Below are 15049 nucleotides of genomic sequence, written 5' to 3'. Positions count from 1 at the left end.
CTACACTCAAAGATTGGCAGGTATATCGGAGTCAGTGGCCGTCATGCCCTTGGGCACGACCGTGCCCAGACGTTTTTTCAAGGACTGCGGTTTTTTCTCGAACAGGGCAGCGTAATACGTTGCATTCGACAACACATTCTTGACATACACGCGGGTCTCATTAAAGGGGATGGTTTCGGCAAAAATTGCCCCTTCCACTGGACGCGTCAGTTTGGAGCGCCAGGCACGTGGACGGCCCGGGCCAGCATTATAGGCAGCCGAGGCCAGGGCTTGCGAGCCACCGAGGTCGGTCAGCACCATGTTCAGATAATTCGTGCCCAGGGCGATATTGGTTTCTATGTCATTGACCTGGGTAGGCACAAAATTACCAAGGCCAATTTTCTTGGCGACATAGCGTGCCGTTGCCGGCATCAATTGCATCAGGCCGGATGCGCCCACATGCGATTTGGCATTCATGATGAAGCGTGATTCCTGGCGTATCAAACCATACACCCAGGCCATGTCCATGCCCAGCGCCTGGGTAGTTTTATACATGCTGTCATTGAAGGGAGTAGGGTAGCGCTGGCTGAAATCGAGTTCACCCTTGGTGCGGTCTGAGGTATTGACCATGCGGTCCAGCAAATTGTTGGCCCTTGCCAGTTCTGCTGCGGCCAGATGCTGGCGCTCGCTCATCTTGCGCAATTCCCAATTCCATTCACGTGTGCCTTCAAAGCGCAGGTTCATGGCATAGAACTTCAGGGCTCTTTGCAGGTTGGCATTTTTTTCCATCGGGGCCAGTTCTTCTGGCGTCACCGGCTTGACGGTAGCTGGCACACCTATTTTTTGGCCCTGTTCTTCGAGGGCAAGCTGGCCATAGAAATGCAGTTGATCGGCAATGCTGGCAAACTGGGCGCGGGCTTCTTCATTCTTGCCTTCGGCTTTCAGGGCACGACCATACCAGTATACCCAGGCCGGGTCGGCCTTCAGGCTGGCGGGCATGGCGGTGATGCTGGATTTCACCAGTTTCCAGTCTCCTTCACGCAAGGCAGTGCGGGTGCGCCATTGATAGGCTTCCTGCGTCAGCGTTGCACCCTCGGCTTTTTGCCAATAGCCCAGGGCTTCCGGTTCCAGCTTTTGTGCGGCTTGCATGGCGATCTGGGCCCAGCCCAGGGCTTTTTCACTATCCGTGAACTGAGCGGCATTGCGGTTCAGGGTAGCGGCAGCTTGCTCATGGTCGGTTTTTGCCAGGCGGCCCAGCGCGATCAGATAGAGTTCATGGGCGGCAAGACCGGCATCTGGTGCTCTCTTGAGCAAAGCGGCTGGTTTGTCCATAGCTTCTGCGACTTGCTTTTCTGGCACATTCAGCAATTTTGCCAGGCGTTGTGCAAGAGGCAAGGCGCCACTTTCTGCAGCCATGCGCATTTGTGCCCATAAATCAGCCTGATTAAATTGCCCATTGCTGTTCAGATAAGTCACCAGGGCATAACAGCCTTCGCCATAGTCCCGCGGACTATTGAGCAAATTGCGAGCCTCGCTTGCCACTTTCTGTTGTTTTACCGCTTTGGATAACAAGGAGTAACAGCGCAACTGATTATCGTCAGCTACCACAAATTGTGGATATTGCTGATCGAACAAGTCCCACTCGCCACGCCTGCCCAGCAATAATAACCAGTCATTACGCAGGCGGTCAGCGATGGCGCTGCCTTCGTACTTGTTAATAAATTCACGGAATTCAGAGTTTGTCGTTTTTATCAGGCGCGCCCGCAAGCGATAATAATCGACATAGGAAGGAATTTCATAATTCTTCAGCGCTGCCGCATGTTGCTCGGCGCTGGCGGCGTCTTCATGGAAGGCGGCATCGCGCAAGGCCATGAAACGGTCGTCATCATTGATAATCAAGCCCTTTTTTGCTGCCGCAGCATAGGCAAAGGGACTTGTCGCGAAACCTGCTAAGATCATCAGGCCCAGACCAGCTAAACTTTTTTTCACAGACATCTTTTGACAGTTTGAGATTACATTTCTGACAGTATGACACAGCCCAAGAACAGCGAGCATAAACTCATCATTGAAACAGCGCAAAGTCGGCCTGAATTACGCCAGCGTTTACGGCAAAAGCGCCAGAGTATCCCGCCAGAACAGAAGGCCTTGCTGGATGCTGAGTTGGGAAAGCAATTGCTGACATGGTGCCAGCAAAATAAGCCTGCCAGCCTGGCTGTGTATTGGCCCATACAGTCTGAGCCTGATTTACGCGTCCATTACCAGCAATTGCAGGATCAGGGGCTGGCATTGGCCTTGCCGCTGGTCACAGGAAAAGATACCGCACTGAGTTTTCTGGCCTGGCAGGCAGGAGATGCCATGAGCGTGGATCGCTATGGGATTGCCATCCCGGCACATGGGCGGCTGGTGAGCCAGCCCGAGGTCTTGCTCATCCCTTGCCTGGGCTGGAATGCAGAGGGCTATCGTCTGGGTTATGGCGGCGGTTTTTATGACCGTACCCTGGCCACGACACCTCGACCGACAGCGCTGGGCATCGCCTATGCCTGCACTCAAGCAGAATTCGCTTCAGAAGAGCATGATATTGCGATGGATCTTATTTTCGTGGCTTGATGAGGGAATGCAGGGAGGAAATATCCTGCGGTCTGACAACTCATTCACTGAGACTGAAGTCGGAGTTCATTTCCAGGCATCAGTCTTTTGTAATTCCCTGCTCTCTTAAAATCGCAGCAAGATGGTTTTGTGCTTCAATGAAGCCAGGCTGGAGCTGAACTGCCTGCTGATAATGTGATATAGCCTCTTCAATCAGGCCCTGCTCTTTAAGCACGACGGCCAGTTGGTAATGAAGTACCGGCTCTGAGGGTGCCTGGCTTAGCATTTGCCGGTAGATACTGGCCATCTCAGCAAAACGTTTTTGCTGCATGTACAGGCCCAGCAAATTATCACGGGCGCTGATATTATCAGGGTGGCGTTGATAGAGATTCTTCAGCAAAGTTTCTACATCAGCCGGTCTGCCTTGTTGCTGATACATATTGATGAGGAAAAAATCGGCATTCACCAATTCAGGTTGCGTGGCAATAGCCTTTAAAAAGCAGGACTCTGCCTCAGTCATGCGCCCCTGGCTCGCGAGTATCATGCCCAGATTGCAGTAGGCATAGTAATGCTGTGGGTCCAGCTTTAGCAATTCTTCATAATGATAAATTGCCGCACTCAGATGATCGCGCTGCTGCAGCAATATCCCAAGATTGAAATGCGCATGCGTCATCTGTGGCTGGAGTTCCAGTGCATGCTGGTAAGCCTGTTCTGCTTCCAGATTTTGTCCCAGCAGCGACAGGCTGACGGCGAGATTGAAGTGGGCGATAGCATAGTCAGCCTGCTGGGCAATGACATGCCGGTAGCAGAATATGGCTTCGTCAAAGCGGCTTTGCCCATCCAGTGTCAAACCCAGATTGATCCAGGTTTCCAGGGACTCTGGTCTGGCCTGCAACACCAGACGATATACAGCTTCAGCTTCTGGCAAGAGCATTCTTTCATACAGCTTGTCAGCCAGGATATTGGCGGGCAAATTTTCTGCCATATCCAGTCCCAGTAGCTGATAGGCACTAGCCAGGATATGTTGATCGCCTTCAACCATCACGGTAGTTGATGATGCGCCAGCGTGTTCTGACATTTGCGTTGACGATGGAGCAGGGTTATTAAGCAGGTTCAACATGGGGACTGATGAGTTGATGAATATAAAATGAACGTGTTTCTGTCAGTGGAATAAGCTACCGCGGATTCCTGATTGATTGTTGATAGCCTGCTCCGATCGAATTTGCGTTTTATTGAGCAGGATGTAATCAGCGCTTTCATCTTTGCGTAGGCGCGGCTTTAGCCGCGAACAATTTACCGTGACTGTCATTGTAGACTGTATCAGGCCTGTAATAATATCTCAGCGTATGATATCTGGATTCAGTATTTCCTCATCTACCCTGGGTGTCTGCCCGCGCAAGACAGAGTTACCGCTGTAGAGATTACGCTGGTCTATTTTTGCAGGCTGGCACCAGTGGGCTTCCTGCATTTCCTGGTTCAGGCCATACACGGACAAGGCATTGGCATACACTACCTGGTGGATGACTTCGGCAGAGATACCCCGGCTGGCCATCAGGCGGGCGGACTTAGGTACAGCCAGTGGGTCAGATACGCCCCAGTCACAGGCAGAGTTGACGATAATGCGTTCCGGGCCATATTGTTTCACGATGTCTGCCAGCCTTTCATTGCCCATCTTGGTCGATGGGTAAATCGTGAAGGCGCACCAGTAGCCACGGTCCAGCACCTCCTGTACAGTCTCTTCATTATTGTGGTCGATGACGCAGCGTGCAGGATCAAAGCCGCATTCTTCCAGCACATCCATGGTGCGCGTGGTGCCGCGTTTTTTATCGCGGTGCGGTGTATGTATCATGATGGGCAGTTCAAATTCTATTGCCATGGCGATTTGCGCGCGCAAGGCCTTGTCTTCCAGATCGGTTTGTTCATCGTAGCCAATTTCACCAAGCGCAACCACGCCTTCCTTGCCGAGGTAACGCGGCATGATGTCGAGCACCGCTTCTGCCAGGGCAGGGTTATTTGCCTCCTTGGGGTTGAGACCGATAGCGCAATAATGGCGTATGCCAAACTGACCTGCACGAAAGCGCTCAAAGCCAGTGATGGTGGAAAAATAATCGATGAAACTGCCGACATTGGTGCGCAACTGCCCCAGCCAGAATGCCGGTTCTATGACGGCGACGATGCCCGCCTTGGCCATGGCTTCATAGTCATCGGTAGTGCGGGCTATCATATGTGCATGCGGGTCTATCATCATGCCATTGCCGCCACTGGCCAGTTGCCGGAAGGCGGCCTGGCCCTGTTGCAATTGCCCGGCCTGAGCCAGCAGGTTTTGCAGCATTTGCGGCGTGATTGTGCCATTGCAGCAGGGACAGGTCACTGCACGGTCGGAAAACATTTCATCGACGATAGTGCTGTCAGCGATGAAGCTTTCTGAAAAGCTGCCTGGGAATTTAACCTTGTTATTCATGTGCCTGCTCCTGGGTCGTATTTTCAAACATGATCTTCAAAGCGATATCCTTGATATCGGCTGCATGGACTTCTTGCCTGCCATCTGCCAGCGGGCGATCGAGTATCAGTAAGGGCCCATCGGCTGGATCATCCACTGGCCTGCCGTGCGATCCCTGCACCAGACTGGCATCTAGACCAATGACATTCATCAGACTGCGAAAACCCAGCAGCCGCTTGCCGAGACGCCAGGCGACTGCCAGTTTGGGAAAGCGGATATTGCTATCGACAAACAGCTCGGCTGGGTCATAGCCGGGTTTGCGATGGATTTCTACGGTGCGGGCAAAGTCGGGCGCCAAAGCATCATCCTGCCAATAATAATAAGTGAACCAGGAGCGTTTATCAGCCATGAGCACCAGTTCTCCTGAGCGTGGGTGATCCAGCCCTATGGCAGCGCGCTCACTCCCTGCCCAGATGCCTTCTACGCCAGCGACATTGCTGAGCAGCCTGCGCACTGGCGCAATCAATTCTGGCCTGGAGATATATATATGGGCAAACTGATGGTCCGCCACGGCATAGGCACTGGAGGCGATGGGGTCCAGCAATTCCGCTCCATCTTCCATGCGCACCACCACATAACCAGCTTCACGCAAGATGCGGTTCAGGTGTATGGGCCTGTCCACCGCAGTAATACCATATTCAGACAAGACCATGACGCGTCGGCCAGCCTGTTGCGCATGGGCGATTAACTCACCCGCCACTTCATCAATATCGCGCAGGGATTGCTGGACCGCAGGGTCCGTCAGGTCTGGCCCATGTCTTTGCAAGTCATAGTCCAGATGTGGCAGGTAGACCATGGTCAGGGTAGGATCTTTATCCGTGATGGCCAGCTTGGCTGCATCAGCTATCCAGCGGCTGGACTTGATCGTGGTGGCCGGCCCCCAGAATTGGAACAGCGGGAAGGCACCGAGTTTTTGCGTCAGCTCGTCGCGCCATTCCGGCGGCGTCGTATAACAGTCAGGCAGCTTGCGGCCATCTGCCTTGTAGATAGGGCGGGGGGTGATGCCATAGTCATGGCTGGATGCCATGTTGTACCACCAGCACAGATTTGCACAGGTAAACTTGGGGTCGCGTGCCTTGCCTGCTTCCCAGATTTTTTCTCCGGTAACGAGCTTATTGGATTGCCGCCAAAACCAGATTTCTGCCAGGTCACGAAACAGCCAGCCATTGCCGACGATGCCATGTTGCTGTGGCGACAGCCCGGTCATGATGGTCGCCTGCACAGTGCAGGTGACGGCGGGTGTCACGCTTTTCAGTGGCTGCATATGGCCGCTGGCAACAAAGGCAGACAGCCGTGGTGTCAACGGACCCAGCAAGCTGGGTGTGAGACCAACGATATTCAATATCAACAAGCTTTGCATCAGTCTGGCCTTGCTTATTCATAGAGTGGTGGAATCTGGAAATGCCGCAAATTCTGCTGACAGCCAGATGCATGGTGCACTAGCTTATCGAAGAATTGTTTCCTTATTATTAATTTAATCTCAACTTTGCGCAATAGCTCCTTGTTATTAAGTATTTCTTAAAAAGAAATGTTGTGTGAAAAAGATATTTCAAAAAAAGATACTGGCAGACTATTGCATATTTTGCACTATTGTTTCAATATCGGTAATTATGTTTTCTGCAATGTATGTTCCAGGTTTGAAGGGAATGTCAGGCAGGATGCCAGATAGGCTTGTATGGGGCTGACGCTAAATTGCTCGGGCAAGCAGTAGCGCTAAGACGGCACTCTGGTGTTGCCGGTATCCGGCTTACCGCTAGCTTTCCAGGGATAAGAGACGAAGGCGTGGATAAACCAGCAAAGGATGCATCATGAAACTCGCTGAACTAAATCGCTTGCCCGATCTGGAAGTGCTAGTACCAGCAAGCACGCGCACTGGCTGGCAGCAGCAACATGTGCGCGTCGATTATGCTTTTCCCGTGGTATCGACCCGCGATGCCTTTGATATTGCCAATCCTGATTTCCGTGCGGTAGTAAGCTTGCGCGAACCACAGCGCAGGCACAGGCTGGCCATCTTCCTGGATGAAGGCGTGGCCAGGGCCATGCCTGGCCTGGTCGAGCAAATCCTTGCCTATTTGCGCTTTCATCATGAAAGCATGGAATTAATCGGTGATATCTTCATATTGCCTGGCGGCGAAGCCTGCAAGAATGATGCAAGCCTGGTCGAAAGACTGTTGCAGGCTTTGTCAGAGCGCGCCATAGACAGGCATTCTTATTCCATCGCCATTGGTGGCGGGGCAGTGCTGGATGCAGTGGGTTATGCCTCGGCCATTTTTCATCGCGGCGTACGTCATATACGCTTTCCGACTACGGTGCTGGCGCAGGACGATAGCGGTGTCGGCGTCAAGAATGCGGTCAACTGGCAAGGACAAAAAAACCTGATAGGCACGTTTGCGCCACCCTGGGCTGTCATCAATGATGCGCGCTTCATTGATATCTTGCCTGAGCGAGAAAAACGCGCCGGGCTGGCAGAAGCTGTCAAGGTAGCCCTGATACGCGACCATGCATTTTTCCTCATGATGGAAAAACAATTGCCAGCGCTGGCGGCATTTGACAGCAACGTACTGAATGCCGTCATCACCCGTTCCGCCAGCCTGCACATGCACCAGATTGCCCATGGCGGTGACCCGTTTGAAAGCGGTTCGGCCAGGCCGCTGGATTATGGCCACTGGGTTGCCCATAAACTGGAAAGACTGACTGCCCATGCGCTCTCGCATGGTGAAGCAGTGGCCATAGGCCTGGCGCTGGATGCCCGCTATTCCTGCCTGGCAGGTCTGCTGCCGGTTGGTGAGGATGCCCGCATCCACAAACTGCTGACGCAACTAGGCTTTACATTGTGGCATGCCCAATTACTCGCTCAAGATACACAAGAAAATGCACACGGAGAATTACTGGTGCTGCAAGGCTTGAGAGAATTCCGCGAACATCTGGGCGGCGAGCTGACCATTACCCTGCTGGCAGCCATAGGCAGTGGTGTAGAGGTACATGAGATGGATGCCGCGCTGGTGCGTGCAGCGATAGACTGGTTGCAGAGCCTGCATGTAAACCCGGTTGCCCTGACTGGCAGGGGCTGACATGCAATTATCCCTGCCATCGCAAAACGTGCATTTGACTTACTGCACGAATATTCATGCGGGTGAAAGCTGGGATGAAGTGCGCACTAGCCTTGATGAAACCATACCTGCGCTCAGGAAAAAACTTGAATTGCTTGATGACCAGGCCTTTGGCATAGGCTTGCGTCTGTCTGCGCAAGCGGCAGACAGCCTCATCAATCCCGCCAGCTTGCAGGAATTCAAAGCACAACTGGCACGCCTGGGTGCCTATGTCTTCACCATCAATGCTTTTCCTTACGGGCCGTTTCATGGTGTCAGGGTCAAAGAACAAGTCTATCTGCCAGACTGGCGTGATGCTGAACGTTTGCGCTATACTAGGCAATGCGCCTACATCCTTGCCGAGCTTTTACCTGATGAGATGGAAGGCAGTATTTCCACCGTGCCCGGTGCCTATAAATCGGAAACACAGGTAGCAGGGGCGCAAGGGCAAATCCTTGAGCAATTAGTCGCTGCCGTCGCCATGCTGGCTCAACTGGAGCAGGACACAGGTAAATGCATAGCCCTGGCGCTGGAACCAGAACCCTGCTGCTTTCTGGAAACCATGGCCGAGACCACGGCATTTTTTTGTGGTCAGTTATGGGCAGCCGACACCATAGCCAGGCTGGCCGATTTATGCGATAGCAGTGAGACAAGAGCCACCCGGCTGATGCGTCGCCATCTCGGGGTTTGCTATGACATCTGCCACGCAGCTGTTGAATTTGAAGACCCGGTCAGTGCCATGCAAACCCTGACTGAGCTGGGCATACGCATCCCCAAGATACAACTATCCTGCGCCTTGCGCCTTCCGGTCATGCATGTCGATATGCTGGATGAATTGCGCCGCTTTGATGACGGCATCTATCTGCACCAGGTGGTCGTGCAAAATCAGCATGGCTTGCAGCGTTATACCGACCTGCCTGCTGCACTGACTGCATATCAGGCTGGTCTGGCCGATGGCGAGTGGCGGGTACATTGTCATGTACCGATATTCTGGGATAGTGACGGACCACTGGGGTCGACCAGGGCCGACTTGCATGCGACCTTGCAAGCCTTGCGCAGGCAAGGTTTTTCCAGCCATCTGGAAGTGGAAACTTATACCTGGGATGTCTTGCCGCCGCATTTGAAATCCGAATCCAAAGCCCATGCCATTGCGCGTGAATTGAGTTTTATCATGAAAGAGCTACTGACATGAATACCTTAGTGATGAACAATAGCCGCATGGGCATTTATTTGCGCCTGGGCCGGGTATCCAACTTGCCGACCGTATGGACCAATGTACTGGCAGGGACCATCGTCGCCAGCAGCATCACCGGCCGCCCCTTGTCGACTGTGCATACCTTTCTGGTCATGCTGGCGATATCGGCATTCTATTGTGCAGGCATGTATTTGAACGATGCCTTTGACCGTGAAATTGATGCCCGCGAAAGACCAGGGCGCCCCATTCCTTCAGGTCAGATCAGTGCAAGAGCAGTGTTTGCCATCGGCTTTGTCTTGCAAGTCGCAGGCATTGCCATACTCAGTTATTACGGCACCTGGGCCATGCTCTGTGGTTGTATGCTGGCTGCTACCATCTTGCTCTACAACGTCTGGCACAAAGGCAATCCGCTTAGTCCGCTCATCATGGGCCTGTGTCGTGCCCTGGTGTATTTTGCGGCAGCGGCCAGCGCCATGGTCATCACCGGTAATCTGGTTGACGATCATTTTTTGAATATGGGAGATCGTCTTCCTCTGAACAATACCTTGCTGGTGAATACTACGGTAGTGCTGGCAGCACTGGCTATCTGGGCGCATGTCGTGGGCCTGACTTATGCAGCAAAACAGGAAAGCCTGAATCGCCTCGGTAGTCTGTGGCCCTTGCTGATCCTGGCTTTGCCTGTGCTCTTGTACGGCAGTCGCTCAGTGAATAGCTGGGTGGATGGTGGTTTGCCGTTGTTGATGTTGCTGGCATTGATTGTGGCTGACATCATCGCCGTACGTCTGCTGATTACGCGGCATATAGCGGGCGCAGTTCCCAAAGCGGTAGCGCAATTGATTGCTGCCACCTCGTTGCTGGATGCTGTGGTGATCGCGATTGCTGGTGGCGATCTGGCCGCCGTGGCATTTTGCCTGTGCGCCTTTGTCATGACCAGGGTCTTGCAGCGTGTCATACCAGGCACTTGATCCAAAAACTGAGGAGTGTCAACATGAGACATCCATCGCTGGAAGAAATGCAGGCCCTGGCCCCCACCGCTGCCGCCCTGGCACAACTGGATAGCTGGATAGCTCCCCGCAGCACGCCAGAAGCCTTGTTCTGGTTTCGCCTGCAATGCCAGCAAATCAGTACGGCAAAACAAGAGCGGGATGTGTATAAGGCCATGGGCATGGCGGCGCGCAAATTGGGCAAGGCTGATTTGAACTTGAGTGGTGAAGAATTGGTGTCGGCGCATGCACTGCGCCCAGGTTTTGATCCCTCGGGCTGGAGTCTGGATCTTGCCGCCAGGGTGGCTTTTCTGCTCGCCAGTTATTCTGGTGACGATGCACAATTTGCCAGGCAACTCGACAACATCGCTGACAGTGCAGAAATCAATGAACTGATCGCACTGTATTCCGGTTTTCCTCTGTATCCCGCGGCCCATGTGATAGAGCACCGTGCGCGCGAAGCCATACGTTCCAGCATGCGTCCCATCTTTGAAGCCATGGCACATCGTAATCCCTATCCCATGCAGGAATTTGATGAAGCCGCCTGGAACCAGATGCTCGTCAAATGCTTTTTTCTCGACAGCCCCTTATGGCCAGTGCAAGGTCTGGAACAAAGGAATAATCCTGCCCTGGCGAACATCCTCATCGACCTGGCCCATGAACGCTGGGCGGCGGGGCGTGCCGTCAGCCCTGAATTATGGCGCTGTGTAACGCCGCAACTGGCCTTGCTTGGTGAACCAGAATTACTGCGTGCTCTTGAGCAGGGCAGCATGGCAGAAAAGCTGGCCATTGCAAAAAGCCTGCCGACCGAGGCTGGTGAGGGCGGCAAAATCCACAGGCTGTGTCAGCAAGAAAACCTGCTCACGGCAGCGAAAGACTTGAGTTGGCAAGAACTGCTGCAAGTGTCACATTGACAGAAAAATTGATAGAGCAATTGATAAAAACAAGGAGAGTCACCATGTTTGAAAAAAACACCGAACACCAGCAATGGCTGGAAGACAGCATCGCCAATTTGGATGCAGCCGCTGGCACCATACACATACAACGCGGTGAAGATTTGTACCTGAGTGCTGCCTTGCGCATACCTGAGCCTGTGCTCGCCATTGTTGCCCATGTCAGCCATGGCAAGGGCATGGCGGGGGCTGCGCAGTTGAGCAAGACACCAGTGCAAACCTGCAATTTGCAAGATGATAAAAGCGGCAATATACGTCCCGGTGCCAAGGCAGTTGGTGCCCAGGCAGCCATTGCCATCCCCCTGTTGAGCAAGGCGGGTGATGTCATGGCTGTGGTTGGTTTTGCCTGGCAAAAAGAAGGCGACCCTGCGGAGTGGGTAGCGCAAGCACCTTTCCCCGATAAACTGGCTGAACTGACGTCGCGCCTGCAAGCGGTTTAATTTAGAGCAGTTTAATTTAGAGATGAGCTGGCAGGCTTAGTTTGCGTACATAGCCTTCCAGCGCCACGGTAGCGCCGTCGGCATTGGCAATCGGGCGGCCGGGCAAGCCCATGCCTTCGCTGATGAAGACTACATTGCCTGCCACGCATAAATTGGATGGGGTATCCAGATGCGTCGCCAGGCAAGTCACGTTGTGCTTTTCCAGATCGCAGCACAACAGGCGACCAGAATAGCGTTTGAAGCCACCGTGCCAGGCAGTTTGCGGTATTTCATCTGCAGGCATGGCTTCTAGAAAATTCTCGCATAATTCCAGTACCAGCAATTGCCCTTGCTCAGTAAAAGCCATGCCTGTTGCCAGGGTCAGACCTTCTATGACAGTGCTGACGACGCCTGTCTCCAGATCCAGCCTGACGATCTTGCTGACGCCTTTTTCAAAGTGTATGCCCGTCTTGCTGGCATCGCCCTGCAACTCGCCTGAGAACAGGGAAATCAAGACAGGCTGTTGACCATCAGTTTGTTGCCAGTTTTGATCGAGTATCACCATCACCGGCACTGCATGCTGGCCGCCAGACAAGTCAGGCAACACGCCAACCACGGCTTCTGGCTGGCCATCTTTGAATTCTATCGCCTGGTTGCTATCCGGCTTTACCGTCAGCCAGCTTTGTCTTTGCGGGTGATAGCACAGTGCATTCAGATTGCCACGGCTATGTATCACGGGCTGAGGCGGCAAGCTGCTTAAATCCAGTATGCGTGAACCGGATACATAATCAGTCTGGCTCAGTAGCCAGCGACCATCCCCATACGCGATATCCGCCAGGCCAAATATCTCATCCCGGCACATGCGTGCCTGCATATTCATGGAGCGAAAACCATCAGCGAGAACTTCGCATTTCGTATAGCCGCCTTCAGCATCCGGTTTGAACTGCAACAGCCGGCCAGAGAAAACTTGTTCTGCATCACCACTGCCTGCTTCCACCAGCAACAGACTGCCATCCTGTTTGCACTTGATGCCGCGCGGATTATTCAGGCCGCGCAAGATGATGCTGGAAGCACAGGGCTGATGTGAAAGTTGTTGTGACAAGACGATAGGGGAGTTTGTCATATGACGAGTCTGCAAGTCTGGAGAGTTATTTATATGTCATCGCAGTGTTTCATAAAAAGCAATGATGGTCAACGAAAGGCAAGCACATTTACGACACGATTTAATTAAAAAAAGAACAATGACATTGACTTTTGAATAATTGAAAATATACTAATTAAGCTTGCTATATTGATAGCAAGCAGTTTCACCAAATCCAACAAACGCACAATCAGACTCATCATTTAAAGGAGTAATTCATGACTACCAATAAAGAGACTTTTGGCACTATCCATCCCATGTATGCCGTGGCTATGAGCGATGCGATTGCCAGCGGGGATGCGGCCCAGTTGAGTGCTGCGCGTGAAGCCGCATTCAGCCATCTGGCTGCCGCTGCTGATGTTGCCCGTCTTTTGCCAGAACTGGAAAGTGCCATCAAAAGCAAGGGTGGCGTGATACGCCCACTGTATGCCGTCACCATACAAGAGGCTGTGGCCCGTGGTGATGCAGTTGAAATTGCCCGTCTCAAAACTGAGTTGTCCACCTACAATAATCTGCTCGGTGGTGCCAGTGCTTTCCACCCAGTGACACCTTATGGCGTTGCCATTCAGGATGCTCAGGCCCGTGGTGACCATGCAGAAGTAGACCGTTTAAAGGCTTATGCCCAAAGCCTGCTGGCACAGCTCAACGTCGGCAAATAAGCAGCTCTCACTTTCATCCCAGGTGCCAGCTTGCTGGCCTATGCTCACGGAGCCAAGCATGGAACAAACTCTCGTATCCGAACCCGCCAGGGCACGCACCCTGTCTGACCTCAATGGCCATACCCCCGTGCATGTGGTGTGGGAAATTACACTTGCCTGCAATTTGAAATGCAGTCATTGTGGTTCACGCGCAGGCAAGCGCAGGGTTGGTGAACTCTCTACCGAAGAAGCATTGTCCGTGATCGATCAACTGGCCGCCCTGGGCACGCGAGAAATCACACTCATCGGTGGTGAAGCCTTCCTGCGCAAGGACTGGTTGCAACTGGTGGAGCGCATCGCCGGACACGGCATACGGGTAGGCATGCAGACGGGTGCGCGCAATCTCAATACGGCCAGGCTGGAGGCAGGCAAGCAGGCGGGTTTGTTTGGCATAGGCGTTTCCATCGATGGCATGAAGGATTATCACGACAGGGTGCGCGGTGTTATCGGCTCCTGGAATGATGCCCTGCGTGCCATGGAAACCGCCAAGTCCCTGGGCCTGGGTGTCAGCTGCAATACCCAGATAGGGGCAGAAACCATACCCCAGCTGGAGCCGCTGTTCAACCGCATCATAGAAGCGGGCGCTACCCACTGGCAACTGCAGATCACCGTGGCCATGGGCAATGCAGTAGAGAATGATCATCTGCTGCTGCAACCACATCGCGTGCTTGAACTCATGCCTTTGTTGAACCGTCTTTATCATGAAGGCCAGCAACGCGGTTTGTTGCTGACCTTTGGCAATAACCTCGGTTACTTCGGCCCCTTCGAGCATCACTGGCGTGGCCTGGGAGATGAAACCCTGCACTGGACGGGTTGCGCTGCGGGCCAGAATGTCATTGGCCTGGAAGCCGATGGCACCATCAAGGGCTGCCCTTCACTGGCGACGGAAACCTATGGCGGTGGCAATGTTCGTGACAGTGCCGTGGCAGAATTGTGGAACACTTCCGAAGCCCTGCACTTTGGCCGCATGCGCAATATCGATTCATTGTGGGGCCATTGCCGCACCTGCTACTACGCCGATGTCTGTCGTGGTGGTTGTACCTGGACTTCAGATTCTCTGTTCGGCAAACCTGGCAATAATCCCTATTGCCATTACCGCGCCCTGAAGCTGGAAAAGCGTGGCATCCATGAAAAAATCCGCAAAGTGGCACCAGCGCCTGACAAGCCTTTTGCCATAGGCAGATTTGAATTGTATGAAGAAGCCATACCGGGCAGGGAAATCTTGCCAGAAGAACCTGCACCAGCACCACGGGTGGCTGAACGCACCAGCAGTGCACCCTTGCCGGAATTGTCACTGTGCCGCAACTGCAATGAATACATCTGGCCGGACGAAGTCACTTGCCCGCATTGCCGTGCCGATATTGCCACTGCCGCACAAAAATATGCGATTGAAGAAGCCAGACGGCAAGCCGTCATGACAGAACTCAAGAGCGTACTTGATCGCCTGCAAGTATTGACCAGCACCGCTTGAGCATGAAGCTCAGGCAGGCATGATGTATAGCCTGA

At 53.3% G+C, this 15049-nt stretch carries 13 protein-coding genes; 8 read left to right on the top strand and 5 right to left on the bottom strand.

Annotated features, from left to right (window positions below; genetic code table 11):
- Positions 1 to 6: 6 nt before the first annotated feature.
- The gene (locus tag ACO0LF_RS21890) at positions 7 to 1974 is read right to left on the bottom strand and encodes a transglycosylase SLT domain-containing protein (protein WP_423017883.1); all 1968 of its coding nucleotides are present in this window, start codon (positions 1972 to 1974) and stop codon (positions 7 to 9) included.
- A 33-nt stretch (positions 1975 to 2007) separates the two neighbouring features.
- On the opposite strand from ACO0LF_RS21890, the gene ACO0LF_RS21885 reads away from it, so the two are divergent.
- Positions 2008 to 2586 (top strand): 5-formyltetrahydrofolate cyclo-ligase, encoded by a 579-nt coding sequence (locus ACO0LF_RS21885; protein WP_423017881.1) that lies wholly within the window; start codon positions 2008 to 2010, stop codon positions 2584 to 2586.
- Between the two features lie 79 nt (positions 2587 to 2665).
- On the opposite strand, the gene ACO0LF_RS21880 is transcribed toward ACO0LF_RS21885, so the two are convergent.
- The 3 genes from ACO0LF_RS21880 to ACO0LF_RS21870 form a co-directional block, all read right to left on the bottom strand.
- Entirely contained in the window at positions 2666 to 3685 is a 1020-nt protein-coding gene (locus ACO0LF_RS21880) for a tetratricopeptide repeat protein (RefSeq protein WP_423017879.1), read from the bottom strand.
- A 219-nt stretch (positions 3686 to 3904) separates the two neighbouring features.
- Positions 3905 to 5026 carry a TatD family hydrolase gene (locus tag ACO0LF_RS21875; protein WP_423017877.1) on the bottom strand — a complete coding sequence of 374 codons (1122 nt, stop codon included), beginning with the start codon at positions 5024 to 5026 and terminating at the stop codon, positions 3905 to 3907.
- Entirely contained in the window at positions 5019 to 6425 is a 1407-nt protein-coding gene (locus tag ACO0LF_RS21870; RefSeq protein WP_423017875.1) for a nucleotide pyrophosphatase/phosphodiesterase family protein, read from the bottom strand. The genes ACO0LF_RS21875 and ACO0LF_RS21870 overlap by 8 nt, the downstream gene beginning before the upstream one ends.
- 448 nt (positions 6426 to 6873) lie before the next feature.
- Between ACO0LF_RS21870 and ACO0LF_RS21865 the strand changes: the two genes are divergently transcribed.
- From ACO0LF_RS21865 to ACO0LF_RS21845, 5 genes are read left to right on the top strand one after another with little or no spacing between them, the layout of a single operon-like run.
- Positions 6874 to 8136 (top strand): 3-dehydroquinate synthase, encoded by a 1263-nt coding sequence (locus tag ACO0LF_RS21865; protein ID WP_423017873.1) that lies wholly within the window; start codon positions 6874 to 6876, stop codon positions 8134 to 8136.
- Position 8137: 1 nt separating this feature from the next.
- Complete coding sequence (gene eboE, locus ACO0LF_RS21860; RefSeq protein WP_423017871.1) at positions 8138 to 9346, top strand: metabolite traffic protein EboE; 1209 nt, start codon at positions 8138 to 8140, stop codon at positions 9344 to 9346.
- Positions 9343 to 10314 carry a UbiA family prenyltransferase gene (locus ACO0LF_RS21855; RefSeq protein WP_423017869.1) on the top strand — a complete coding sequence of 324 codons (972 nt, stop codon included), beginning with the start codon at positions 9343 to 9345 and terminating at the stop codon, positions 10312 to 10314. Before eboE ends, ACO0LF_RS21855 begins: the two co-directional genes overlap by 4 nt.
- Positions 10315 to 10337: 23 nt before the next feature.
- Positions 10338 to 11246: an EboA domain-containing protein gene (locus ACO0LF_RS21850; RefSeq protein ID WP_423017867.1), complete on the top strand. Its 909-nt coding sequence runs from the start codon at positions 10338 to 10340 to the stop codon at positions 11244 to 11246.
- Between the two features lie 44 nt (positions 11247 to 11290).
- Positions 11291 to 11725, top strand: a complete 435-nt coding sequence (locus ACO0LF_RS21845) for a GAF domain-containing protein (protein ID WP_423017865.1) — start codon at positions 11291 to 11293, stop codon at positions 11723 to 11725.
- 16 nt (positions 11726 to 11741) lie between these two features.
- Here ACO0LF_RS21845 and ACO0LF_RS21840 read toward each other — a convergent pair whose 3' ends face one another.
- A complete protein-coding gene (locus ACO0LF_RS21840; protein WP_423017863.1) occupies positions 11742 to 12827 on the bottom strand; it encodes a hypothetical protein in 1086 nt (361 codons plus the stop codon).
- A 236-nt stretch (positions 12828 to 13063) separates the two neighbouring features.
- On the opposite strand from ACO0LF_RS21840, the gene ACO0LF_RS21835 reads away from it, so the two are divergent.
- Together ACO0LF_RS21835 and ACO0LF_RS21830 are read left to right on the top strand one after the other, a co-directional pair.
- Entirely contained in the window at positions 13064 to 13504 is a 441-nt protein-coding gene (locus ACO0LF_RS21835; RefSeq protein WP_423017861.1) for a DUF1843 domain-containing protein, read from the top strand.
- A 58-nt stretch (positions 13505 to 13562) separates the two neighbouring features.
- Positions 13563 to 15014, top strand: a complete 1452-nt coding sequence (locus tag ACO0LF_RS21830; RefSeq protein WP_423017859.1) for a GDL motif peptide-associated radical SAM/SPASM maturase — start codon at positions 13563 to 13565, stop codon at positions 15012 to 15014.
- The last annotated feature ends 35 nt before the right edge of the window (positions 15015 to 15049 follow it).

This window comes from Undibacterium sp. Di27W (genome assembly GCF_049340345.1).
GTDB lineage: Bacteria > Pseudomonadota > Gammaproteobacteria > Burkholderiales > Burkholderiaceae_D > Undibacterium.
The sequence above is the reverse complement of the archived record's forward strand: the minus strand, read 5'-3'. Positions and strand labels throughout refer to the sequence as shown.

What these genes read in the sequence shown, in the direction of transcription:
- ACO0LF_RS21890 (WP_423017883.1), bottom strand. Translation starts at nt 1,974, where the DNA reads ATGTCTGTGAAAAAAAGTTTAGCTGGTCTGGGCCTGATGATCTTAGCA.
- ACO0LF_RS21885 (WP_423017881.1), top strand. Translation starts at nt 2,008, where the DNA reads ATGACACAGCCCAAGAACAGCGAGCATAAACTCATCATTGAAACAGCG.
- ACO0LF_RS21880 (WP_423017879.1), bottom strand. Translation starts at nt 3,685, where the DNA reads ATGTTGAACCTGCTTAATAACCCTGCTCCATCGTCAACGCAAATGTCA.
- ACO0LF_RS21875 (WP_423017877.1), bottom strand. Translation starts at nt 5,026, where the DNA reads ATGAATAACAAGGTTAAATTCCCAGGCAGCTTTTCAGAAAGCTTCATC.
- ACO0LF_RS21870 (WP_423017875.1), bottom strand. Translation starts at nt 6,425, where the DNA reads ATGCAAAGCTTGTTGATATTGAATATCGTTGGTCTCACACCCAGCTTG.
- ACO0LF_RS21865 (WP_423017873.1), top strand. Translation starts at nt 6,874, where the DNA reads ATGAAACTCGCTGAACTAAATCGCTTGCCCGATCTGGAAGTGCTAGTA.
- eboE (WP_423017871.1), top strand. Translation starts at nt 8,138, where the DNA reads ATGCAATTATCCCTGCCATCGCAAAACGTGCATTTGACTTACTGCACG.
- ACO0LF_RS21855 (WP_423017869.1), top strand. Translation starts at nt 9,343, where the DNA reads ATGAATACCTTAGTGATGAACAATAGCCGCATGGGCATTTATTTGCGC.
- ACO0LF_RS21850 (WP_423017867.1), top strand. Translation starts at nt 10,338, where the DNA reads ATGAGACATCCATCGCTGGAAGAAATGCAGGCCCTGGCCCCCACCGCT.
- ACO0LF_RS21845 (WP_423017865.1), top strand. Translation starts at nt 11,291, where the DNA reads ATGTTTGAAAAAAACACCGAACACCAGCAATGGCTGGAAGACAGCATC.
- ACO0LF_RS21840 (WP_423017863.1), bottom strand. Translation starts at nt 12,827, where the DNA reads ATGACAAACTCCCCTATCGTCTTGTCACAACAACTTTCACATCAGCCC.
- ACO0LF_RS21835 (WP_423017861.1), top strand. Translation starts at nt 13,064, where the DNA reads ATGACTACCAATAAAGAGACTTTTGGCACTATCCATCCCATGTATGCC.
- ACO0LF_RS21830 (WP_423017859.1), top strand. Translation starts at nt 13,563, where the DNA reads ATGGAACAAACTCTCGTATCCGAACCCGCCAGGGCACGCACCCTGTCT.